At 50.0% G+C, this 24,004-nt stretch carries 16 protein-coding genes and 1 tRNA gene; 6 read left to right on the top strand and 11 right to left on the bottom strand.

The features are described from left to right. Positions 1-88: 88 nt before the first annotated feature. Both FIU95_RS05955 and ftsH read right to left on the bottom strand, forming a co-directional pair. Entirely contained in the window at positions 89-2,383 is a 2,295-nt protein-coding gene (locus FIU95_RS05955; protein ID WP_152452415.1) for a TonB-dependent receptor, read from the bottom strand. A 792-nt stretch (positions 2,384-3,175) separates the two neighbouring features. After that, complete coding sequence (gene ftsH / locus FIU95_RS05950) at positions 3,176-5,128, bottom strand: ATP-dependent zinc metalloprotease FtsH (RefSeq protein ID WP_152452413.1); 1,953 nt, start codon at positions 5,126-5,128, stop codon at positions 3,176-3,178. 371 nt (positions 5,129-5,499) lie between these two features. On the opposite strand from ftsH, the gene FIU95_RS05945 reads away from it, so the two are divergent. Continuing rightward, positions 5,500-5,576, top strand: a tRNA-Arg gene (locus tag FIU95_RS05945). A 236-nt stretch (positions 5,577-5,812) separates the two neighbouring features. On the opposite strand, the gene FIU95_RS05940 is transcribed toward FIU95_RS05945, so the two are convergent. Then, on the bottom strand, positions 5,813-6,577 hold the full coding sequence (locus FIU95_RS05940) for an ABC transporter substrate-binding protein (RefSeq protein WP_152452411.1): 765 nt from the start codon (positions 6,575-6,577) through the stop codon (positions 5,813-5,815). 339 nt (positions 6,578-6,916) lie between these two features. Between FIU95_RS05940 and FIU95_RS05935 the strand changes: the two genes are divergently transcribed. The 4 genes from FIU95_RS05935 (at position 6,917) to FIU95_RS05920 (ending at position 9,834) form a co-directional block, all read left to right on the top strand. Further along, positions 6,917-7,336: a DUF4440 domain-containing protein gene (locus FIU95_RS05935; RefSeq protein WP_152452409.1), complete on the top strand. Its 420-nt coding sequence runs from the start codon at positions 6,917-6,919 to the stop codon at positions 7,334-7,336. Continuing rightward, the gene (locus FIU95_RS05930; RefSeq protein WP_152452407.1) at positions 7,333-8,190 is read left to right on the top strand and encodes a zinc-dependent peptidase; all 858 of its coding nucleotides are present in this window, start codon (positions 7,333-7,335) and stop codon (positions 8,188-8,190) included. Before FIU95_RS05935 ends, FIU95_RS05930 begins: the two co-directional genes overlap by 4 nt. A gap of 107 nt (positions 8,191-8,297) precedes the next feature. Beyond that, positions 8,298-8,876 (top strand): HD domain-containing protein, encoded by a 579-nt coding sequence (locus tag FIU95_RS05925; RefSeq protein WP_152452405.1) that lies wholly within the window; start codon positions 8,298-8,300, stop codon positions 8,874-8,876. Positions 8,877-9,231: 355 nt separating this feature from the next. Beyond that, on the top strand, positions 9,232-9,834 hold the full coding sequence (locus tag FIU95_RS05920) for a hypothetical protein (RefSeq protein WP_152452403.1): 603 nt from the start codon (positions 9,232-9,234) through the stop codon (positions 9,832-9,834). Between the two features lie 631 nt (positions 9,835-10,465). On the opposite strand, the gene FIU95_RS05915 is transcribed toward FIU95_RS05920, so the two are convergent. The 4 genes from FIU95_RS05915 to FIU95_RS05900 all read right to left on the bottom strand — a co-directional run bounded on the left by FIU95_RS05915 (position 10,466) and on the right by FIU95_RS05900 (position 19,005). Next, positions 10,466-14,479 carry a translocation/assembly module TamB domain-containing protein gene (locus tag FIU95_RS05915; RefSeq protein ID WP_152452401.1) on the bottom strand — a complete coding sequence of 1,338 codons (4,014 nt, stop codon included), beginning with the start codon at positions 14,477-14,479 and terminating at the stop codon, positions 10,466-10,468. Continuing rightward, positions 14,479-16,284 (bottom strand): autotransporter assembly complex family protein, encoded by a 1,806-nt coding sequence (locus tag FIU95_RS05910; RefSeq protein ID WP_152452399.1) that lies wholly within the window; start codon positions 16,282-16,284, stop codon positions 14,479-14,481. Before FIU95_RS05910 ends, FIU95_RS05915 begins: the two co-directional genes overlap by 1 nt. A 220-nt stretch (positions 16,285-16,504) precedes the next feature. Next, a complete protein-coding gene (locus FIU95_RS05905) occupies positions 16,505-16,897 on the bottom strand; it encodes a hypothetical protein (RefSeq protein WP_152452397.1) in 393 nt (130 codons plus the stop codon). A 128-nt stretch (positions 16,898-17,025) separates the two neighbouring features. Next, entirely contained in the window at positions 17,026-19,005 is a 1,980-nt protein-coding gene (locus FIU95_RS05900; protein ID WP_152452395.1) for an acetoacetate--CoA ligase, read from the bottom strand. Positions 19,006-19,195: 190 nt separating this feature from the next. On the opposite strand from FIU95_RS05900, the gene FIU95_RS05895 reads away from it, so the two are divergent. After that, the gene (locus FIU95_RS05895; RefSeq protein WP_152452393.1) at positions 19,196-20,110 is read left to right on the top strand and encodes a LysR family transcriptional regulator; all 915 of its coding nucleotides are present in this window, start codon (positions 19,196-19,198) and stop codon (positions 20,108-20,110) included. 40 nt (positions 20,111-20,150) lie between these two features. Here FIU95_RS05895 and FIU95_RS05890 read toward each other — a convergent pair whose 3' ends face one another. The 4 genes from FIU95_RS05890 to FIU95_RS05875 all read right to left on the bottom strand — a co-directional run bounded on the left by FIU95_RS05890 (position 20,151) and on the right by FIU95_RS05875 (position 24,001). Continuing rightward, a complete protein-coding gene (locus FIU95_RS05890) occupies positions 20,151-20,621 on the bottom strand; it encodes a Dps family protein (RefSeq protein WP_152452391.1) in 471 nt (156 codons plus the stop codon). Between the two features lie 269 nt (positions 20,622-20,890). Next, positions 20,891-21,640: a HesA/MoeB/ThiF family protein gene (locus FIU95_RS05885; RefSeq protein ID WP_152452389.1), complete on the bottom strand. Its 750-nt coding sequence runs from the start codon at positions 21,638-21,640 to the stop codon at positions 20,891-20,893. Further along, on the bottom strand, positions 21,634-23,187 hold the full coding sequence (gene thiE, locus FIU95_RS05880) for a thiamine phosphate synthase (protein WP_152452388.1): 1,554 nt from the start codon (positions 23,185-23,187) through the stop codon (positions 21,634-21,636). Before thiE ends, FIU95_RS05885 begins: the two co-directional genes overlap by 7 nt. 7 nt (positions 23,188-23,194) lie before the next feature. Beyond that, positions 23,195-24,001 (bottom strand): thiazole synthase, encoded by an 807-nt coding sequence (locus FIU95_RS05875; RefSeq protein ID WP_152452386.1) that lies wholly within the window; start codon positions 23,999-24,001, stop codon positions 23,195-23,197. Between the last annotated feature and the right edge of the window lie 3 nt (positions 24,002-24,004).

Genomic DNA, 24,004 nt, shown 5'->3' with positions numbered 1-24,004 from the left:
GCCGATCCAGTGTGCAAGTGGCCCCAGCCACATAAAGTCCATTAACTTTGAGCAAGGCCCCAGTTAATGAAGAGGGTATGCCGCGCTGTTAAAGCTCGTAAAGGAACTCCACCCCCATAACACGTCCCTTGTTAAGTGGCGTAAAGCTTGCGCCAACCCCTCCCATAACAGCAGGTAACTGGGTATTGTTACCCTCCGCCATCTCATCCAGCATATTCTTACCGAATAGTGAAACGGTATAGCTGCCATTATCCGGTGTATAGCCGATACTGAAATCCACCATATCCACTTCTGACAACATGCCGCGGTTATCATCGGTGTAAGGGGCTTCATCCCGATGATTAAAATTCACACGGGAAGTCAGAGTGCCATAGGCACCCAACTGCAAATCGTGAATAAAGCCCACACCGTAGGTCCAGGGGGCCAGACGAGGAATCTCAAGACCGAGATCGGTACCATCTACAAGGCCGTCGCCATTCAGGTCGCCTAGTACCTTGTCGTAGTCACCATCGACATAACCAACATTGAAAGTAAACAGCAGGTTTTCACTCAACGCCGCCATCGCCTCCAACTCAGCCCCGCGAATGGTGGCATCGGCAGTGTTACGAATTATCTGCGCAACCCCAGTTACTGCATCAGGAAGGTTTTCCTCGCGCTGCATATCATCAATGGTATTGTGGAACACCGCCATATTGGTGCGTAGACGTCCATCCAGCCAATCCACTTTGGCACCGATTTCGAAGCTGCTCTGCTCCTCCTGATCGGTAGCCTTCGGTGCATAAGGCATTCCAGTTAGAGGGTTGATACCAGCATTGCGGAAGTTATAGCCACCACTTCGGAAGCCCTTAGTCCAGAAAGTATACAGCTGGGTATCATCGGAGACCGTCCACTGCAGGCCCACCTTAGGTGTGAAAGCACTCCAACTCTGACTATCTATACCGTTTTCGTCATAGGAGGAACATCCACTAAGAGTACAGGTATTCAGGGGAATAGAGGCGATCTTGGCATCTTTTTTCTCACTGGAATAGCGCCCACCCAGGGTCAAAACCCAGGCTTCATTTAGGTCGATATCCGCCTGGGCAAACACGCCATAAGTGCGGTGATCCTGCTCACCACCTCCCGTCCAGTCAATTGCCCCGAATCGTAAAAGACGATTTTCCAAATAGGTGACATCCTGGCTAAACCAGTAAACACCAGTGGTCAGGGCGGTGCGGCCAAAGCGACCAGCATAGCGAAGCTCATTACTAAGCTGGCTCTGGTCCACACTGGAATCCGCATGGAAAAGCGTGACCGGTAGGGAGTCGATATCTCCTAGGCCTTTTGCCTCATATTCCCTCCAGGCGAGAATATTGGTGATGGTGCCATCACCAAAGGCGACATCCTTGTTGAACTCGGTTATAACCTGGCTCCACTCATCTTTCTGGTAACCTTCCTCATTTTGGGCCACCTCAAAAGAGTCCCTGCCGTTATCCCAATCATCGATGCCAACTGACGCAGCAATGAGAGGGGCACTTGGAGCAAACTGCATACCTTCCCTAGTCTGGACATAGGTCGATTCATAACCACGGTTTTGCGCTACCACACCATCGGAATCCATCCGGCCGTGCTCCATGCGCACCAGTAGCTCAGCCGTGTCACTCAGCTGAACACTAAAACTCGGGCGAATAAACCAGCTATCGGAGGCACCGGCATTATCGTTACCTGTATACACATTTTCGAACCAGCCCCTGTCATCGTTGTAATACACCGTTAAGCGGCCATTGACGGTATCGGAAATAGCGCCGTTAATGGTGCCAGCTGCAACAGTATCGAGATTGTCAGTCGTGGATAGTTTAAAACGCGAGGAAAATTCATTTGTGGGGCGGGCGGTCTTTATAACCACTGCGCCACCGGTAACGTTGCGACCAAACAGTAGCCCCTGCGGGCCCCGCAAGACCTCAATCCCCTCCAGGTCGAACAGGTCTGTCACCACACCGGCATTCACACCCAGATACATACCATCCACAAACACACCGACTGTAGGATCAATAGAGGGAATAGAGCTATTGATCCCCAGACCTCGCACGGTAAAGTTAGCGGTGTTTTTAACAGTGCCCACATCTTCTAACTGGACGTTGGGCATTTTGAAGGAAAGGCTTTGCAGATCCTTGGTGTGCAGGGCCTCTAGCTGATCACCGGAATAGGCGGTAGCCGCTACGGGCACCTCCTGTAGAATTTCGGCATCGGCACGTTTACGGGCGGTGACCTGTACCTCTTCCATAAGGGTACCAACCGAACCCTCAGCAGCAAAGCTAGGGGTAGCACCACTGGCCAACCAAAGAGTCGCTACTGAACAGGCGGAAAGCAGAGCGGAGTGCTGCTTAAGTTTTGACGGACTTCCCATGTTTTCTCTCCATTGTTTTATTGTTTTTATCTACAACAACGGACTTATCGCAATCGGTACTGCCTTATCCCGCCGCTCTACTCTCTCTGTGGAGATTCCGACTTTGCGAGATTCCGATCCAAGACCGCGCTGATAAAGAGACACAGAATTCGCATGTTTTCTGTGACGCAAACAGATTACAGGCTAGCCACTCCCGGTGGAAGTCAATTTATCGTGGATAACCATAAAAATAACTCAATTTGTCTGGAAAGTTCGTTAAAAAAGCGAAAGCTAAAAAATGATGAAAAAATAAAGCTGAATATGCACTATTTAAGTGCGGATTTATAATTCCCCTACACTGGAAAATCCTTTAAAAAAAGAGGGGATTGAAATGAGTGCTTGTCGCAATCAGCGAGGGAAAAGAGGCATCAGCCCCTCACCTCGAGATACAAAGACAAAATACAGCCAAACATAAAAGCGTCTTCATACCTAAATAAATTAGACACGAGGAAAGACCTAGCAGTCAGTAAAATTACTCAAGTAAAACCACCAGTAAATGGTACTTATGAATATTTTATTAAGACGCCAATTACAAATTTCTTACATTTGCGAAAACCTGGAGTTGACCACCAAGTCCAACTGCTTAACTGCCAAAATAAACAAGGTAATAGTGATTGGTTAGCAGGTCACGAGTTATCGGACGATGACGATAAAGTTGATCGGTAAATTATTATCGGCTCGACAATCACAAGTCTATCCTACGATATTCCCAAATACCCAAGCTGCCTTAAGTTCATGGCTTACAGATTGAGGTTATCCTTTATCCTCCAGGGCGATCACTTTATGGATTTCTACCGCGTCCAGAGTCTCCTTCTCCAGCAATGCTTCAGCTAAAGCATCGAGCTTCTTGCGATGACTCTGCAAAAGATTCTGAACTTCCTTCTCGATCTCACTGACCAGAGCGATCACCTCATCATCAATAATTTCAGAGGTATGTTCACTGAAATCTTTCTGCTGTGCCATTTCCTTACCTAGAAAGATATGCTCCTCTCCGCGTCGAAAGGCCACCGGCCCCAGTTTCCGGCTCATCCCCCAATGCGTCACCATATGTTGGGCCAATCGGGTGGCCTGCTTCAGATCAGATTCTGCCCCGCTGCTGACTTCATCAAATACCACCTGTTCGGCCACCCTGCCACCGAGCATCACACCGATACGATCACGCAGGTAACTCACCTTCATGTTGTGGTGATTTTCAGTTGGAATTTGTTCTGTTGCCCCAAGGCTGTGTCCTCTGGGAATAATGGTGGCCTTTTCCAATGGGTCAGCATGGGGTAGCAACACCGCCGTGAGGGCGTGACCAGCCTCATGATAGGCAACCGTTTTTCGATCATCCTCCCCCATTATGACTTCCCGTTCTCCGCCGAGTACGACCTTGTCCCTGGCCTGTAGCAGACAATCCATATCCACGGCCTCCTTGTTTTGCCTACCCGCCAGTAAAGCAGCCTCATTAATCAGGTTTTCCAGGTCCGCACCCGCGAAGCCCGCGGTCAGGGCGGCGAGATGCTCCAGATCAACTTCTCCGTGTAGCGGGACATTTTTTGAGTGAATTCGCAGGATTTCTTGGCGAGCGGGCTTATCCGGTAAATCCAGAGTGATCTTGCGATCGAAGCGTCCAGGACGAAGCAGTGCCGCATCCAACACGTCCGGGCGGTTGGTTGCGGCAATCACTACCACCGCCTCCTGGGGATCAAAACCGTCCATTTCCCCAAGGATCTGGTTGAGGGTCTGTTCACGTTCGTCGTGGCCCCCGCCCAGACCAGTACCACGCGCTCGTCCCACCGAGTCGATCTCATCGATAAAAATGATCGCAGGGGCTTCTTTCTTAGCTTCGGCAAACATATCTCGCACCCGAGATGCCCCAACGCCAACAAACATCTCGATAAACTCTGAGCCGCTGATACTGAAAAAAGGCGCATCACTCTCTCCCGCTAAGGCCTTGGCCATCAGTGTTTTGCCTGTACCCGGCGGCCCCATTAACAGAATCCCACGAGGGATCTTTGCCCCAAGTTTGCGGTAGTGATCAGGATCTTTTAGATAGCCGGCAATCTCCTGTAGATCCCTCTTGGCATTGGCAAGACCGGCCACATCATCAAAAGTTACTTGGGATTCACTGCGTTCGTAGCGTTTAGCCGGTGATCGGGCAAAACTGAAAGGGCTGCCGGGAGTCATTGCACCCATGCGGGCCTGCATTCGTCGACCCAACCAGACCAGCAGCGCTATTATCAGAACCCATGGCAACAGCAGTATCGCCATCCTCTGCCAAAATCCCCCCTGTGACGATTCTGCCTGGATAGTTACGCTCTGTTTTTCCAGTAGAGGAAGTAACTCGGGATCTTGGACCGGGGGCAAAGTGGTGGCAAAGCGCTTTTCTTCTGGTTTATCGGTCTTTTCCTTTACACCGTTCTTCCTCTCGGGCTGGGAATTTGTGGGCCGCTTAAAAACTCCGGTAATACGCTGCCCTTCAAAGAGGACACTGGCTATTTCTCCCCTGCTGAGAGCCTCTTTAAAGTCACTGTAAGCCAAGACCTTTCTTTCTGCCCCAAACTGCCCGCTCGAGCAGTACTGAAGAGTGAGGATAACCAGGAAGAGAAGAACAACATATTGCAACCAGCCCAACGGGCTTTGCTGGGACTGGCCTGTCAGTGGGGAGCCAGGCTCCTCCGGAGACGGCTTCTTCCCCTTTTCTTCGTCATCCCCAATTGCCATAGAATCTCACTGTACTTGGGATAAGCTGCCCTCCACGTGCTGTAAGGCAGGCACTTTGTACTGGAACAAACAGTATAGTTCTCCGCCAACTGTGCTGAACTACTGTGCGTAATGACTCATGGGCATTAGACCTACCAGCGGAACAGGCGCTTTTACAGCGCCGTTCAATCTCACCTCAAGGCCAGGAGCAGCTATTTTTTAAAAAGGCTTGCAAAGTCGCCTCCTGCAGGGCAGAATTCGCGCCCTGTCGAACTTGCTGTGCTCCGAACCGGGGGCCGAGAAAGTTTGATAAGTTGCGGATTTTTAAAGGGTTTTCCTGAAAAAATTAGTTGACTTAAACAAATCAACTGACTATAGTTCGCACCCATAACGCGCTCGTAGCTCAGCTGGATAGAGTACCTGGCTACGAACCAGGCGGTCGGAGGTTCGAATCCTCCCGAGCGCGCCATACAGAAAGGGCCTGTAACGCAAGTTACAGGCCCTTTTTATTTCTAGCTTACCTTTTTACCTTACCCTTTTACTTTCTGAGCCTGAGCCTACTAGTGACCGTTCAGCTTAGCTAAGAACAGGCTAGTAGCCTCCTCAAGAAAGAAATGGACTTAGGTAACAACCCAGGCCCCTTTCTCCTACTGTTGATGCTGACTTCTACTGATACTTTTACAGAAAGGAAGTTAGCGCATTGGCTTACTTGCAGATATTTTCTTTCTGTACCACATCGTATTTTTTCAGTAGTTCATTATAGCGACCACTGCTACACAGCTTGGCAAGCCCGCGATTAAAGTCATCACGTACTTTCTGGTCACGGAACCCTACGCGAAAATCAGTCATCGGAGCAAAAATCGGAAAAAGGTTAACCTGATCCATTTTGTGCCCCATTTTATTACTCAAGCTCTTGAATAACTCCATGTCCACAACTGCCACAACATCTTTCATCTTCCAAAATTGCGCTACAAGATCGGGAGCCGTCGGAGCTTGAATCAGATTCTGGCGCTGTGTGCCATTGGGTCCATACATTTTTTCAAATTCCGGCCCCAAGTCCATGGGTCCACCCTGCCAAGTAATCACCTTCTTACCAGCAAGATCTGCAATGCTATCAATTTTCATTTTATCGGTAGCTTTGGTAACGGCATAGTTGGCAAAACTGATCATATTATTAGAATAAAAAAGACTATCATCCTTCTTCATCACATTAACCGCCGCCTGCACTTTGCCTTCCTCAAGTGCTGAAGCCGTTTCTGCAAAACCCATTTGTTCAAACTGCACGACATAACCGGGAAGCGCTTCCCGTACAATATCCACCTCCAAACCACTGGAAGCCTTATTAATCACATAGGGCGGGGCATCACCAGCTATCGCCACCTTTAAGGGCGTACCACCCGACTGAGCAACCACCGGAACAATAACACCGAACATTAAAACTAAAAAAGCAATAAGGGAGCGTATAAGCATAACTATCTCCAAAGCGATAGAAAAATCACCTAGACGTCCTAAGTGTTGGCATCGAACATTGATTAATCAAGTCGCATATTTCCACCAAGCGAGAAACCGCCTGCCCATTAGCCACACATCGATAGCCAATGTTTTTTTGGATCAAGGAGCTTGAAAAGGGCGCGCAATTCCCCAACCATGAAATTATTAAAGGGGGCGAATTTAAAACCTCGGTGAATAAACCACTTTTTTCCAATCGATATAATTTCGAAAAACTGCAGGGTCAAACTTGCATTATGCTCGACTTGCTATATACCCCACGCAAAAAACCGGAAAGACTCAAGTAAGGAGCCAGTTAAAATGGCATCAGATTTGGATCGCATCATTGAGTATGAAACCATGCTGCAAGACAAAAACACCCGCAGCAATCAAAAAATACTGGAAAAATTGTTAAGCCCAGACTTTAGAGAGGTGGAAAAATCTGGCCTCAGCTTTGACTTTAAATTGATAACTACACAAATGCAGTCAGAGAAAGATAGTGAATGGACAGTTCACAGCCAGAATTACCAATGTATAACGCTCTCTGAATCTGTTCAATTACTACTGTATCAATCCGCACACCGCAACCAGCAGGGAAACTACTCTGATTTTTGCAAACGCTCCTCTATTTGGTTGTTCAACAAAGGTCGCTGGCAGATGCCATACCACCAGGGCATGCCCTGTGAGACCTTTTCAATAAGCGAGAATATTTCAGCTAAACAGTCGGCAAATAGCCTATGAGCGCTTTCCTTGCAATTATCCTACTCGCCTTAGCTGTCTGGCTTGTACCTATTTTTTATCGCCGCTGGCGTATCAATTACCGACGTGCACAAGCGCTCACACAAGAACAGTTACAACTGCTAAAAGAAACACTCCCGCTATATCAGCATCTCAACAGCAATCAACAACAAGAGCTGTGCAGTAATATTGCCCTTTTCCTTCATGACAAAGAATTTGTCGGTTGTGACGGCTTACAAGTCAATGAAAAAATGAAAGTCGCCATCGCCGCCCATGCCTGCTTGCTGTTGTTGGGCCGCAAAAACGAGTGCTACCCCAATCTCTACACCATACTCCTGTACCCTGACACCTATGTTGCCCATGAAACCCACAGGGAAGGCTATATAGAAACGGCCAGACACAGTGCGCGGGAAGGTGAAGCACATTACCGCGGACCAGTGGTGCTCTCCTGGGGAGATTTGGATGAGGATCTTGAGAATCCCCAACGAGGCCACAATGTTGCCCTGCACGAGTTTGCCCACAAAGTAGATGAAGAAGATGGCTACTTTGATGGCCGCCCATTATTTGAGAAGTCCAACGATGGCGCCAACTGGGCCGAAGTAATGAGCCGGGAATTCCACCGTTTACGGCAAAGAGCCGAATTTGGTCAATTTCCCGGCGATAGTCCCTCGGTATTGGATTTATATGGAGCACAATCTCCAGCTGAATTCTTTGCTGTAGCCACTGAGAGTTTTTATACCATCCCCGTTGCCATGCGCTCCCTACACCCAGAACTGTACAATGAACTGAGTAATTTCTATCGGCTAGACCCAGCAAGCTTGATCGGTGGAAATAGGAGAATAAAGCCAGGATTGTAAATCATACATTTTAAACTCTATATTGAAGCGCAATATGACATTCCCTGCCTATTGGCCACGACAAACACCAAGAAATAATCCCACACAAGTAAGCCCAGGAAATTGTAATGAAAGATATTGAAAAAGCGCTCCGCTTTATTGTTGAAATAGAGAAGCTCAAAAACGTACAACGAAAAACAAAACCTGTGGGACTGAAACGCTTCGAGAATTCCGCAGAACACAGCTGGCATGCCTGCCTATGTGCTTTGATTCTGAAAGATTATTCAAATGACCCAATAAATATAGATCGGGTTATAAAAATGTTGCTTATACATGATCTTGGGGAGATTGATGCAGGGGATACCATAATCTATTCAAGTGAAACAAACGCGGCAAAAGCAAAAGAAAAGGAAGGCTTGCAACGCCTGGTTTCACCATTACCTGGAGATATGAATAAAGAGTTGGTGAGCCTATGGGAGGAGTTCGAGTCTGGAGAAACAGCTGATGCTCGCTTTGCCAAGGCCATTGATCGTATTCCTCCCCTACTCCATAACATCTATGGCGGGGGACACAGCTGGAAGCAGTATGGCATCACCAAGGAACAAGTATTTTCTTTAAACGCACGTATTGGGAAAGGCAGTGAAGAACTTTGGTCTGAAATTAGAAGCAAACTAGAGGGCGCAGTCAAAGATGGCATCCTCAAGTAGGATCTAGCCTAGACTGATTCAAGTGCATTAAATTAGGGTCGTGAACCTACCTCCTAAGAAAACAATCATTCACCTAAGCCTGTTCTACAATCAATTATATTCCTTGTGAAGCTTCGCCCTTACTGCCTCCGATATCTTGATCAGTTCCAGCTCATCAGGAGTTAATATCGTGCCAAAAGTAATCCCACCACTCCTCAGTATCTTCAGTCTTTTTTTTCTCCACACAACATCAGCCACTTCTCCTACTAGGTGCCAACCCCTATTTAATCACCAAGATGACAAGGTTGCTCAATACAACCGCTGCACCTTAATCGATTTTCAGCCAAGCCTTAACGCCGGATCAGCAACGATCACAATGAATCGGGATACTAAAGGCGCTTGCGTTTATACCACTGCGGTTCAATGTGGTGATGAAGATATCCGGATGGGGGATATTGCCGCGATTGACTTTAAGGTTACTGTCCCTGCAGGTAGATGTGGCCCGAGGGAGTGGATTGCCGTATACATGTTTCCCTGGTGTGGGCAACCGGGGGGCTGTTGGGATGGTGGGGACCGTGAAGTGGACTTTGTAGAAACCAAAGGCCCCAATGGTCCCGGCGGTTTCGCTTCTAACTGGGGAGACCGTCCCAAGCAAGCAGGGTGGGTTAATCAACAGGGTGCTATCAGAGTAAATAACGGCACTAAACAGCATATCACGTTCACTTCCAGCCAGGTTCTCTTGGGGCCGAATAGCGGTACCTACCAATGGGATATCCGGGTGTGTGATGCTACAGAAACAAGCTGTGACAGTTCCAATCAACTCTGGCATGCCTATCGCGAGAAAGGTCCTATTGTTTTCGACGAATCCATGATGATTGTTGTCGATAATTGGGGAGTCAATGATCCTCCCCAAAAAGGGTGTGTTTTAGAGATTACAGATATGGTAATCACAAAACAATTGAGGTCTCCTGAAGAGTAGAATAGGTCTCAACTGAAATTGCCAAAATTTCGAAAACAAAGCCAGACAATAGCTATCAAAATTTATACTTACGAAGGAATATCTAAACATTAAAAAACCAAGATCTGAAAATACCCAGAATGACTCCACCTGGAACAATAGTCTGACTGAGAAAACTTCACTGAATAGACTTACAACAATCAACCAATGCCAGTGACTTGATGTAAATTTAGAAGCAAGCTACTCCGATGAATTAAACCACTAAGCGGCAAAGGTTTTTATAGAAGTCTTATAACAGCTTTTACCGAAGCTTCGAACTCTCAAAGTAGGAATTTCAGACATTCGCGTAAAATTCCCCACAACAAGATAGCAGCGAGAGGAGGACACCTCTAAAAATAGCCGATAAATACAGATCATCAGTCAGGAGACAAGAACTTGAGGTACCCAGCAATAGATATCACCAGAGGTGTTTTAGTGGTTATTATGGCTCTCGACCTAGCACAATCTTCTGCTGCACTTTGGCAAAATGACTGGATCATCCTGTGATCCAGTCAAAAAATTTCTTTAAGAAGTTAACAAAGCAGGTTATTAATCACCAAATCGAAAGCAAACCCAACTTCACCTTATTGGTAACTATTAAAAACAATAAACATTAATAATCCTTCTTCCACTGCAGCTCCACACTACCAGAACCACTATCACCCTCATCAGCCGTTTTAAACTCAAGATTGAGATTATCGCGAATTTCTATCTGCATCTCAGCCTGCCAGGGACTTAACGGGTCGGTACTACGCTGCAACTCCACATAAATCCGGTTGGTGATATATTTACCCAAGCTCAGGGCATACTCATCCCTCCCATCGCTTTCCTCTCGCTCGATATTGAGGGTGTCCAAACGTAATAATTCACGGGTTTTGGCCACGGGATCCAGAGCTGCACGGCCAGTCTGCAGGCTTCGTATTACACTAACCAAACGCACGGCTTGCAGCGGGGAAATATCTGAGAGAGACTTGCCAAAAAGCAGTTGCGCCAAGATTTCATCCTGGGAAGCCGAAGGATCGGAACTGAAGTTAATATCCAGGTCGGAGGTGTTGCCGGAGATCGTTGCGGTAATCTCTCCATCACTGTGTTCGTATACCCCTTCGACATTAACGGCGACTTCGTTATTCTCGAAGCGTATCTCCCCTTCTTGCAAATCAAATTTCTTACCGAGCAAATCGAAACTGCCCCGCACAATAGTCAATTTACCAGAGGCCTCAGGCTTGGCTGCAGTTCCTTGAATATTTACCTGGCCGCGCAACTGAGAATTGAGCCCCAGGCCACGCACATAGGACTGCTGATCCAAAATCACTTCCACAGCTAAACCCAATTTACTGAGCAGCGGCGGTGCGCGTTCCACTTGTTCACCATCCACTTGGACTTCCGTCACCTGTATTTCCGGCACACTACTGCCGATCCACTGTTCAATTTGTACAGATAAAGGACGTAGAGTGAAGCGGCCGGCAACCTCGGCGCTCTCCGTTGTACCAGTCAGAGTTGCCTGCCCGCTAATAGCGCCGCGTACCCCAGGAGTATTCAGTAAATGCGCCCGCTTTAAATTCAGGCTGAGGTCCATCCTCGCCGGGACCTGCCCAGGGAAAAATATGGCCCCGCCCAGATTAATGCTACCGCCATCGACAACAGTGGCACTCCCCCTCTCAATGCGCCACTCCTGTGGAGTCAGGCGCGCATAAAAATCAATATTCGATATACGGGTATAGCTGGGACGGTGTTCGTAGCTGGCCCCACTCAGTTCTATTTCGCCATTTAAACGGGGATTGCCCAGAGTGCCGGTGCCATCAGCAGAAAAGCTCAACAACCCTCGCAAAACATTAACCCTGGGGTCCATAAATTCCGCCACCACCGACAAGTCTGCAGTACCGCCACTAACCAATTGCAGAGGTACTTCGCTCATCGGCTCAGTGGGGTTATCGGCGAATAGTCGCTCAACGATTGGAGCGATCTGCAGTTTGGCGCTGCTATCTATCGCACGCCGATTACCGTGATCAGCCACCAGGGACACCTGCAACTCACCACCCTCGGTATGCCATTCCAGGCCCATAGAGAGCGGCTGTACCTGAACCCTCCCCTTCTCCCTACCAGGCATATAGCCGCTGAGGCGTAGATCGCCATCAAGCTCGGGCTGCTGTGGACTGCCAGTGACACTCGCGTGCAGAGTGACATCACCTTGGTTGGGCATAGTAAAGGGCACCTCCTGGGAGAGATCCTCCAGAGAGGCCCGGCCCTGAATTTGTAAGTCCAGGCGCTGTTCATCTAGGCTGCCGTGAATCCACAACTGGTTGCGCCCCGCCCACAAAAACTCCAGGCCTTCGACAACCAAACTCTTGTCGGCATAATCCAATGCGCCCTGTAATTTCCAGGGCTCATAGCGGTAGCCACCCTGGGCCAACACACTAGCTCGCACCTCAGGGTTGGTCAGTGATCCGTTAACTTCACCATCCAGGCTCAGCTCACCCTCTAGGGTATTGGGTAGTGGCAACCCAACCACTTCCACCAGGCTCAGGGGCAAGTTGCGCACATTTACCCCCACCTGGAGCCGGTCTTTCTTTGGCTCGATTATTCCCTGCGCCTCTACCAGTACAACACCCTGCCGCCCCAGACGCTGAGCTTCCTCGGCCAAGGCAGTCAGTCGACTCTCGCTCTGTGCGGGTTGTACAGCTCCCTTCTCAATCCCGGGAATAATCACAGGCGACTGGGGCCCGCGAAACTGTCTCGAGCCAAAATAGTTTAAGGTGCCGTTGGCAAAGAGCTCCAAGCGCAAACCCTGCAGGTCTATTTTTTCCAGATCTCCGCTGGCATCGCCTTTCAAGTTATACCGATATTCTTGAACCAAGCCATCAGACTCCAGACTGGCATTCAGGCGTGGATTGGACCAGGGACCCTCCACGCCGACCTGGCCCTGCAGGCTCAGGGTTACGCCCTGCGCCGAGGTCAGGTCCAGATCTTCATAGGGATTGAGATTTCGAATATCCAGTTTGAGCTGCAAATTTAGCGTTTTCGCCTCGATATCCACCGTGCCACCGCCGAGGACATTCAGCTTTTCGCCCACCAGGCTCAGATCTGTAATTGTTAGTCCCTGCAAGTTGCCATCGATTTTGGCCGTCAACTCATTGTGTAAATCCCGATAGGCGGTAACGGCGCTCAGGTCCCCTTCAAAATCGGGTTTATTCCAGGGTCCTTTGACTCGCGCCTGCAACTGATGCAGGGTGCCGGAAAAGTCATTCGGGATATTTATTTTGTCTGTTTGCGGCAGGGAAGACAGCAGCCGACGTATCTCTTCTACGCCCAGCTCTTGCGCTGCCACATCCAAATCCAGAGTTTTATTTTCAGTATCGATAGTGCCCGCTGTGCGAATCTCTGCACCGGCAAACTCCAGCTGTAAAGACTCCAGCTGGATAACACCCTGGGTAGTATTCACTTCTCCTACCAAGTTCAGGGGCTGATCCCGGTAGCTGCTGTTAAGCTTTACCTGACCGGAGATATTAGGCCGTGCAAATGCGCCGCTAACGGTGACTTCTGCACTGAGCCAACCACTATTTAGTACATCCTGCCATGGACGAGAAAGAGTGATCGGCAAGCGATTGAGGTGGAGTTCAGCATTAATATCATCGGCACTAACATTGCCAGACAAAGTGCTGCGTCGGCCATCTACTTGTAACCAGATACCCTCTGTGTATAAACGCCAAGGGAAAAGGTCTATTTGTACGCTACCGGTCAATCCTAATTGATGCTGGGAAAGTGGAGTGGAAAGAGATTCAATATCTACCAGTAACTGCTGATCGTGGCGGCGCAGGGAAATTTTACCTTGCGCATCCAGGGCCTGCCCTTGTGGTAATTGCAACCGACGGCCAACAAATCCCTGAGCCTTCTCACTGGCAGAAAAATCCAGAACAAATCGGCCCGGTTGTTGTTCGCGCCCCTCGGCAACAAATTGCAGTTCCCCACCATTTATTTCGCGAATTTTCAATTGCAGCTGGGTGGGCTGTCCCTCCCATCGATACAGAGTATTACCAAACACCGAAACCGTGGGAATATCGGGTACTTTGCTACTGATTAACTGCAAGCGCTCAAGTTTTAATTCTCCCAGGCGAAAGCTCGGTAACAGAGCTTCCCAACTGCTAGCGATGCCGCTATCACTTTCGTCCACAACTTGGACTGCATCTTCTTCCGCCCGTGCCAGTGAGCTCAGTAGCTCATCCAGCACATCAAGGTTCAACAAAAAATCTTTAGCGGCGATGCGCTCAATATTGATGGGATTGCGGGAAAAACTCTGTAGTTTGAATTCCAACCGCTCTCCATCGGCTAGGGTGTTGCTATCAAAATTGATCCGTAAACGCTCAAAAAACCAGGCCCCAAGGCGCTCACTGGCAATTCCTTCGGCCTCAATAGTCAGACCATCAATCGCCTGCTCCGCACCATAAAAAGCTGTGCGGGTCAGATTGACCCTACCCTGCTCGGTGCCAAGAAAATAGAACAGTGTAAGCAGAATAAATAGCAACAAGCCCGTGATTGCTGCCCCCCCTGCTCTGAGGGAGCGCCACAAGCCCCGTAGAAAAGCGCCAAGGGCACGAAGTAAGCCCAGAATAACCCCTCTCAATTTGGACATCAGAAAGCCTGCCCTAAACTGACATAAACCTGGTAGTGATCATCTACACCGTCGCGTCGATCCAGGGGAAAAGCCAAATCAAAGCGGATGGGTGCAAAGGAGGTGTTGTAACGGACACCAAAGCCCGCCCCCCAAAAGAGGTTGGAAAAGTTGGGGCGCGGGTTTTCATAGGCGTTGCCCCCATCGAGAAACAGAACCCCGCCCCAGGTTTCACTAAAGCGGAAACGCCCTTCAATGGAAACTTCGCTGAGACCGCGGCCACCAATCGCATCAGACAGGCTTTCCTGGCCATTCGCATCAATTTCCACGAGCCTTGGGCCCAACTCCTGGTAGCCATAACCACGCACCGAGCCACCGCCACCGGCATAAAAGCGCTCATCCGCGGGCAGCTCCAAATTGGGGGCGCCGGTAATAGCCCCGGCCTTGATACGCAGCGCCAATGTCGGCTCGTAGCGCGCCGATTCCGCTGTTTTATAGGCTGTTAATTGCAGGATATTTTTGACAAAGGAGGTGCTGTTATTTTTGAGGTCCAGGTAGGGCTTTACTTCCAGTGCTGTGGTAGCGCCGCGGCGGGCATCCAGGGGTTTATCCGTGGTGTTTAATTTAAAGCCGAGGGGAAATGCCAACAAATGGTAATTTTCATCCGGGTCTCCACCCTCCACTGCGCCATCCACTTTTTCATCGACGCGACTGAATTTCAACTCTGCCCCTGCACTGATGGTGCGGTGCTTACTCAACTTGCGGGACACCAACCCTTTTAGCGTCAAGGCCCTGGAAGTGTAGGAATCCACATCTTCACCAGTCAAACCCACGCTACCGGTAAAACGCTGCTTATCATTGAAAAAGCGCGGAATACTGAGCTTGCTCTCCAGGGATTGTTTTACTTTGTTCACCTTGCTTGATACTTCCAGCTTCTCACCACGGTGAAATATGTTGCGGTGCTCCCAGCTGGCGGAAACTCCGGCGCCCTCATCAGAGGTGTAGCCCACGCCCAGAGTCACTGTGCGATGATTGCGCTCCTGTACAATAAAATTAATATCAACAATACCACCGTATGGCTCAGATACCTGACTGGTAACATTGGAGACCAGATTGGTGCGCAGCAGCCGTAATTGAGCCGCATCCAGTTTACTGCGGCTAAAACAGTCTCCGGGATTGATATTCAATTTATCCCGCAGGTAATCCTCTTCTACCGAAGTCGCCCCAAGAACCTGTACATCCCCTACCATCACCTCTGGGCTAGGGGCCACCCGATACTCCAGGCGAGCGGCGGCCTCCTGGTGAATCACTGTGGCCTGATAGGTGACATCCACGTTGAGCAGGCAGGCATTGTTATTGAGATACTGGGTAATAGTCTGCACGCCCTCAAGTACCTCATCTGCCTGCAGCGGGTCTCCAACTCCAATCGGCAATCCTGGGAAGCCCGCCCTTAAGTCGGCAGGCATGATGATATCCAGGCTTTTTATTAAATAGCGAGGGCCGGGTATCACTTGATAATTTATCTCTCGACCTTCTACAGATTCACGCACAATAGCATCGTAGTACCCCTCGGAGCGCAGCAACTTTTCTAGGTTGCCGCGCTCGTAGTGGGCGATATCGCGCGGGGACTCGTAGCTTTCGAGAGCACTGCTATTTTTACGCAGCTCTTCAAGCTCTTTTCGCAGGGTGGCCTGTAATTTTTTGTCCCCTTGTACAGAAAGGGTAAAACTGGGCAGATTGGAAAAAAAAGGAATGGTCACCGCTTGCGCCTGCAGCAGGGGAAGCAGAACAAAAGCGACAAGCAGACATGTACTGAGGATTCGCAAAATTTTATCCGTTGTCCACAGCGGTTACTCCGCCTACTACCGGGAGTCCATTCCCTTAACATCTGGTTTTTCCCCGAACAACCAATGCTCAGGGGAAATTTGTCGGCACAAACAATTCATAAACTGAGGTATTTTATGGTCGATCACAAAATACTGACGTAAGTGTGCGAACCTGCTGGCTTTTTCTCAGGTTCGTGCCGGACCAAAATCTATATACGATTTATGGCTGGGTGCTGGAACTCGGGCTAGAGCTAGGGCTGCCAAGTAGGGGGTTACAGTCCTTGATAATGACCCGCCCCTTGAGGATATTCCCCTTCGAATACTCAGTGAAAATACACTGGTTGGTTCTGGGGTCGTAATTCTCAACCCATAGATTATCTTCTTTCCAGGTGGCGCCGATATGACGGAAGCCCTCGGGCACAGAAATACTCATTACGCCGCCAAAACGCTTCACAAAAACCTGCTCGTAATGGAAGTAATACGCCAGCCACCCGGCGAGGAAGAAAACAGCGGCCGCGATGGCGCCAATTTTAAGGCTTCCCATACGACTACCGATAAAGAGAGAGAGAATAACCAGGGCAATAACCGCTGCCCAATAGAGATATGTAACCATACTTGTTCTTCGCCGTGAATTTATGGGTTTTACTAGAGGGCAAGAGTAGCGCAGAACCGGCATAAACAAAATGACGCCCGCCTACGTACCCTCACCACAATGCGTAGCTCCTCAGTACCCTGAAGGCCTCAGTCTTCCTCCAGTTCCGGAAGGTTTTCGAACAGAGCCAGTGCTTCGGGATTGGCAAGAGCTTCCTTATTCTTAACCGCCTTGCCATGCACCACATTGCGTACGGCTAACTCGACAATTTTTCCACTAATGGTTCGCGGAATATCGCCCACCTGAATCACCTTGGCCGGTACATGGCGCGGGGTAGTATTGGCTCGAATGGTGGAGCGAATCTTCTGTACCAGCCCCTCATCCAGCTCAATTCCTTCACGCAGCACCACAAACAGCACCACTCGCACATCGTCATGCCACTGCTGGCCGATACAGATGCTGTCGAGCACCTCTTCTACTTTCTCTACCTGGCGATAGATTTCGGCGGTGCCGATTCGCACGCCACCGGGATTCAGAACCGCATCGGAGCGACCGTAAATAACCACACCCTCATGGGCGGTGATCTCCGCATAATCCCCATGGGCCCAAACACCGGGCCAGTTTTCAAAGTAGGCGCTGTTATATTTCTTCCCGTCGGGATCATTCCAGAAACCAATTGGCATACAGGGGAAAGACTTGGCACACACCAGTTCGCCCTTTTCTTCTGTGACCGCCTGCCCTTCATCATTCCAAACTTCCACGGCCATACCCAAACCGCGACATTGCAACTCTCCCGCATAAACCGGCAGGGTTGGGTTGCCCAGGGCAAAGCAGGACACAATATCGGTGCCACCGGAGATAGAGGATAGACACAGGTCTTCCTTGATATCCCGATACACATAGCGGAAGCCTTCGTGGGCCAGGGGCGATCCTGTCGATAAAACTGCGCGCAAACGCTGCAGCTTATGACTCTCACGGGGTTTACAGCCGCTCTTCTCCAATGCGGCAATATACTTAGCGCTGGTACCGAATACACTGATACCTTCTTCATCTGCCATATCCCACAGGCTCTCTGCCTCTGGGAAGAAAGGTGAACCGTCAAACAAGACCAGGGTGGCGCCGCAGGCCAGGCCGCTTACCAGCCAATTCCACATCATCCAACCACAAGTGGTGAAGTAGAATAGCGTATCCTCGCGACGGAGATCGCAGTGCAAGCGGTGCTCCTTAAGGTGTTGCAGCAGCGTGCCGCCTACGCCATGCACAATACACTTGGGTACCCCAGTGGTACCGGAGGAGTACATAATGTAGAGGGGGTGATCGAAAGCAGTCTGGACAAAAGAGAGTTCGCGCTCGGGGGCCGCTGCTTCAAAATCCTGCAGTATGACTGCCTTCTCCAGAGGTTCCGCCACCAATACCTGGCGGGTTTCCTCCTGGGAGCGGGCAACCGGTACCACCACCAGTTTCTCGATGGAATCGATACGGGCGATAATTTCACGCAGGCGCGGCAGGGAATCAATCACCTTGCCGTTATAGAAATAGCCTTCGCAGGCAAACAGTACTTTTGGCCCCACCTGGCCGAAACGGTCAAATACCCCGTTGATACCAAAATCCGGCGAACAGGAAGTCCAAATCGCCCCGAGGCTGGTGGCTGCCAACATGGCCACTACGGTATCGATCACATTCGGCATAAAGCCAGCGATCCGATCCCCTTCGCAAACCCCTTGATCCGCCAGGGCTGCGGCAAGGCGCTCTACCCGGCTGTGCAGCTGCGCATAACTGAGCTGACGGCGGCTGCCGTTCTCCAGGCGCTCAACCAAGGCCGGTTTATCGTCGCGGAAACGCAGAAGATTCTCGGCAAAGTTGAGACGGGCATCGGGGAACCACTCTGCGCCCGGCATATTGTCACGGCCCAATACCTCTTCACCGCGCGCGCTGGCCTGTACTTCGGTGAAATCCCATAAGTCACGCCAAAAGGTTTCCCTCTCCTGTACAGACCACTGGTAGAGCGCGCTGTAGTCTTGCAGCTGCAGCTGGTGCCTTTCGTTGATCAGGCGGCGGAACTCATCCATCTGGGTAGCGGCAATAGCCTCGAGGCTCGGTTGCCAGAGTGGTTGTGTGTTGTCCTTCATTTCAGCAGGCCTTATGGGTTCATTATTCTCGATGTTTCTCCACCCATTTTCTGGGCGAAAGGGGCAATCATGCCTTGCCCCACAACTTTAAACTATTTTAATCTTTCGAAGGTTTGTTAAAAAAATCTTAACTTTTTTGAAAGTATTTCTGAAACCCTGCCGGGAACCCGGTTATCAGTCTGGAGCCCCTGTGAGTGCCACTATAAAACAGCTCCGCGCCTTCGTAGCCGTTGCGCGCAGCCACAGCCTGGCGCAGGCCAGCGCACAACTACATACCTCCCAGCCGGCGCTGTCGGTGGCTATTCGCAACCTGGAAGACGCCACCGGGGGACCGCTGTTCAGTCGCGATGGTCGCCAACTCGTGCTAACCCCAGAGGGCCGTGAATTCCTAACCCGCGCAGAGCAGTTGCTTAACAACTGGGACCAGTCTCTTGATGCCATTCAGCAGCGTTTTCGCCTCAATCGTGGGCAGTTGTTATTGGCGGTAATCCCGGCCTTCGCCCTAAATCGCCTCCCCGAATTATTGTCCAGCTTTCACCGGGACAATCCCCAAATCAACATTGTGCTGGAAGATATTGTGATGGAGGGTGTTGTGCAGTCAGTGCAGGAGGGGCGCGTAGAGCTGGGCATCAGTTTCCGCCCGGAGGATCTGGGCGGCTTAGAGTTTACCCCCCTGGAGCGGGATCGCTTTATCGCGGTCACTCCTCCGCAACACCCTCTGTCCAGCAAAGAGGCCTTGCACTGGCGCGACCTGGCGGACTACCCGTTTATTTCTATGAATAGGGGATCAGCTGTGCGTCGTTGGACAGAGCAGGCCTTTGCAGACTGTGGCAAGGTGGCCCGTTACCTGTGTGAAGCCAATCAGCTCAGTACTATCGGGCAATTGATTCGGGCCAATATGGGGGTAAGTGCGGTACCGAGTCTGTGCGAAGGGCAGATGCGCGAGTACGGTTTGCACTGCCATCCTCTATCCGCTCCTGTTGTATATCAGGAGGTCGGTATATTGATGAAAAGCCGTGGCACGCTCTCTGCTGCGGCCAGCGCTTTTCTGCGAAGTATTCAACAAGACCCTGGGAACTTACATCCTGGATACTTACCGAAATAAGTTATTCAGTGCGGGCGAAACGCCCGCACTGAAGACAGCCTTATTGACTGGTAGCCCGCAACATCCAGGCAGTTTTTTCATGCACCTGCATGCGATCAGACACTAATGCCAGGGTGGATTCATCCTCCCCTTTTTGCGCAGACTTTAATACTTCCCGGCAAGTCTTAATGACCTTTTCGTGGCCTTCGGTTAATATTTTTACCATATCCTCGGCTGCAGGAACTTCTACCACTTCCTCAATTGAGCTCAATTGAGCAAATGCCTGGTAAGTGCCTGGGGCGGGAACTCCCAAGGTTCTGATACGCTCGGCGATATCATCAACCGCTTCTGCAAGCTCCGTATACTGTTCCTCAAACATCAGATGTAATTCACGAAACAGCGGGCCTGTGACATTCCAGTGAAAATTGTGCGTTTGCAGGTATAGGGTATAGCTGTCTGCCAATAAGTGTTTGAGGCCACCAGCGATTTTTTCCCGGTCACTTTCACTAATACCAATGTCAATTTTCTTCATAACAACGCGCCCCTCGTGTATAAGAGTTGGGTTTTTGTAAAAAAGTCCATGTATTGAAAAAGATACAAATATTGAGCCTATGAAAGCCAAGACACAAAATTCAACATCTATAAATACACAGCTTTCGATTACACATTAACAATATCAGGAAGATGTGTCACGCCTACCCCCCAAATTCGAAACTTTCCTTCAAAAAAAACCACAAAAAAAATATCCGACACCCTGAGAAATTTAAAAAATTATTATTTGTTGCATAATTATGCCAACTTCTATGCAGAACAAACCGGACAATTCTCAGATTTATTTAGCTTTAGTGTCCGCATAGCCAGGGTCTCCCCCTCAATTAAATACAATTGACCAAGACTGGATGCCGGCAAACCGAGTAAAATTTTCAATGCCTCCAAAGCTTGAACGCTTCCAACAACACCCAAAACCGGACCAATCACCCCCATCGTTGAGCAATTATGAACATCTTCCTGCTGTTGGGGTGGAAACAGACAGGCGTAACAGGGATTTTTATTCTTAGAAAAATCAAAACTAATCAACTGTCCGGAAAAGCCCTGGGCTGATGCCATCACTACTGGTCGCCCGATGTCGTGACAAGCTCGATTTATCAGGTAGCGTATTTTGAGGTTATCCGTGCAATCCAGCACCAGATCCACCTGTGCAACATGATCTCTAAGCCAGATTTCATCGGCCATTTGAGGATGCGCATAAATTCGAATATTGGGATTTGCTGCGGTTAACTGCTGTGCCGCCACCTGCGCCTTTGATTTACCTTGGTGATTGGTTTTGTACAGCACCTGTCTCTGCAAATTAGAAAGATCAATATGATCGCCATCTACTAAGTGCAATTCACCGATGCCTGCAGCGGCGAGGTAAAGTGCTGCCGGACTACCCAAGCCACCGAGACCAATGATCATTACCCGTGCTGCCGCCAGTTTTTCCTGTCCCTCTTCTCCCACCTGGGGCAGTATCATCTGGCGACTGTACCGCTGTAGCTCCTTACTGCTTAACATGGCTCGACTTCCGTACCCTTGTCTTCCAGGAGGGCATTGAATTCGGCAACCGCCCGCTTATAATTTTCTGCCTTGGTAATTGCACTGACCACAGCGATACTGCCCACACCGGTAGCAATAATCTCTGGTGCGCACTGCTGATTAATGCCACCAATCGCAACCAGTGGGTAATTGGGTAGAAGTGCAGCCATCCGCGTCAGCTTCTCTACCCCTTGTAACTGATCAGACATATCCTTGGTATTGGTGGGGTAAATAGCACCGATCGCCAGATAACTGGGGCGATATCGATAGGCCAGCAATAATTCGAAGAAACCGTGGGTACTGATACCCAGCTTAAGGCCCGCAGATTGGATTGCAGCAAGATCCGCCTCTTGTAAATCCTCCTGCCCCAAATGAACACCATAAGCACCGCATTCAATCGCTAGCTGCCAGTAATCATTGATAAACAGGCGCAAGTTATAAGTCCTACCGATAGCGACCGCACGCTTAATTTGCTCACGTAGATCCTCACCGGGTGTTTTTATCCGCAACTGTAAGGTGCGCACGCCCTGTTCAGCGAGGCGTTGCAACCATTCCACAGTGTCCACCACCGGATATAAACCCAAAGCTTGGGAATCGGTTGCAGCAAATCCTTGAACGAATGGCTGGGTAGAGCTAAGGCCGTAATCTTGCGCGCGCTCTTCACCCGCTACCAGTATCTCTGGGAAATCCGCCAAGTCTAGTGGCCAACCACAATGCCCTACCGGGCTGGCACCAACGCCGATATGGGAATTCTCCCCAAGGCGTAAACCACGTTGTACATAGGCCTTACCAACGACACAGGCATCTCTCATGGGATAACCGAGAGCACAACAGGCGGCAATAGCAGAGGATAAGGTGCAGCCGGTTCCGTGGCTATTATTACCCGGCACTTGCCTGCCAATAAACCAGTCGGCCTTTTCACCGTCCCAAAACAAGTCAGAAACCTCACCTGGCCGCAACTGCGTGTGGCCACCGGTCACCAAAACCGCAGTACCTGCCAAGGCGTGCAGCTGTCGCGCAGCCTCTAAAATAGATTTCGCATCCCCGGTACTCGCCCGGGTAAGCCACTCCAATTCATGTAAGTTGGGGGTCACCAGGTCACACTGCGGCAATAACTGAGCCAAGACTTCCGCAGTAATATCATCCTCAGTAAGTCCTGCTCCACTGGTGGCAATGGCAACCGGATCGTAAATAACGGGAACCGGCTGTATCGTTTTTAATTTGCGTAAAAAATTAGCAACCAACAAGACTTGACCGGTATTGGCCAGCAGGCCAATTTTAATCGCAGCGGGGAATAAGTCCCGCTGTAAAGTCTGTAGCTGGGAATCCAGTACCTCTAAAGAAACTGCATTAATCGCAGTCACTTCCACCGTATTTTGTGCGGTGTTGGCGGTGATAGCACTACAACCGTGACAGTCAAAATCGGCAAACGTCAGCAAGTCTGCCTGTATACCGGCACCTCCCCCAGAGTCACTGCCAGCAATGGTCCAGGTGATAGGTTTTTTTGTTAGAAATTGATCTCGCATAAACATCCTAATCCTGCAGCATACTCTCTGCCTGCTGCCAGAATGGCATATCCAGGGTTGGGGTACTGGGGCTGGCAGTTTGTCTCCTGAGCATCAGGCCCGCATTAAAGGCGATGCGCCCAGACTCCACCGCCAACTTAAAGGCCTGCGCCATCCGTACGGGATCTTGCGCTTTGGCGATAGCAGTATTTAGTAATACCGCATCAAATCCCATCTCCAGAGCTTCGGCAGCCTGCGATGGCGCACCGATGCCAGCATCAATAATAAGTGGCACATCACTCAAGCGATCACGCAGAGTTTGCAGGTTGTACTTATTCAGAAGTCCCTGCCCAGTGCCAATCGGTGCCCCCCAAGGCATCAATACCTCACAGCCCACATCTAGTAGCTTGCGGCATAAGACCAAGTCATCAGTGCAGTAAGGCAAGACTTTAAAGCCGAGATGAACTAGCTCCCTCGCCGCCTCTACCAAACCAAAAGGGTCAGGTTGCAAGTTGTAGTCATCGCCAATGACTTCCAGTTTGATCCAGTCAGTCTGGAAAATCTCCTGGGACATTTTTGCCAGCTCGATCGCCTCACGGGAGGATTTACAGCCGGCAGTATTGGGCAACAACTGGCAACCAAACTCGCGAATATAATTCCAAAAACTATTGTCCCGCTGCTGCGCTGGATTCTGTCGACGCAGAGACAAAGTAATAATTTCTGATGCTGAGGCTTGCACCGACTCACGCATAATGGCAGGGGATGGGTATAGAGCCGTTCCCACCAAAAGCCGGCTATTAAATGTTTTTCCGTAGAGCGTTAATAGATCACTCACCTT

The sequence above is a fragment of the Microbulbifer sp. THAF38 genome, from assembly GCF_009363535.1.
Lineage (GTDB): Bacteria > Pseudomonadota > Gammaproteobacteria > Pseudomonadales > Cellvibrionaceae > Microbulbifer.
This window is presented reverse-complemented; position numbering and strand designations above follow the sequence as displayed.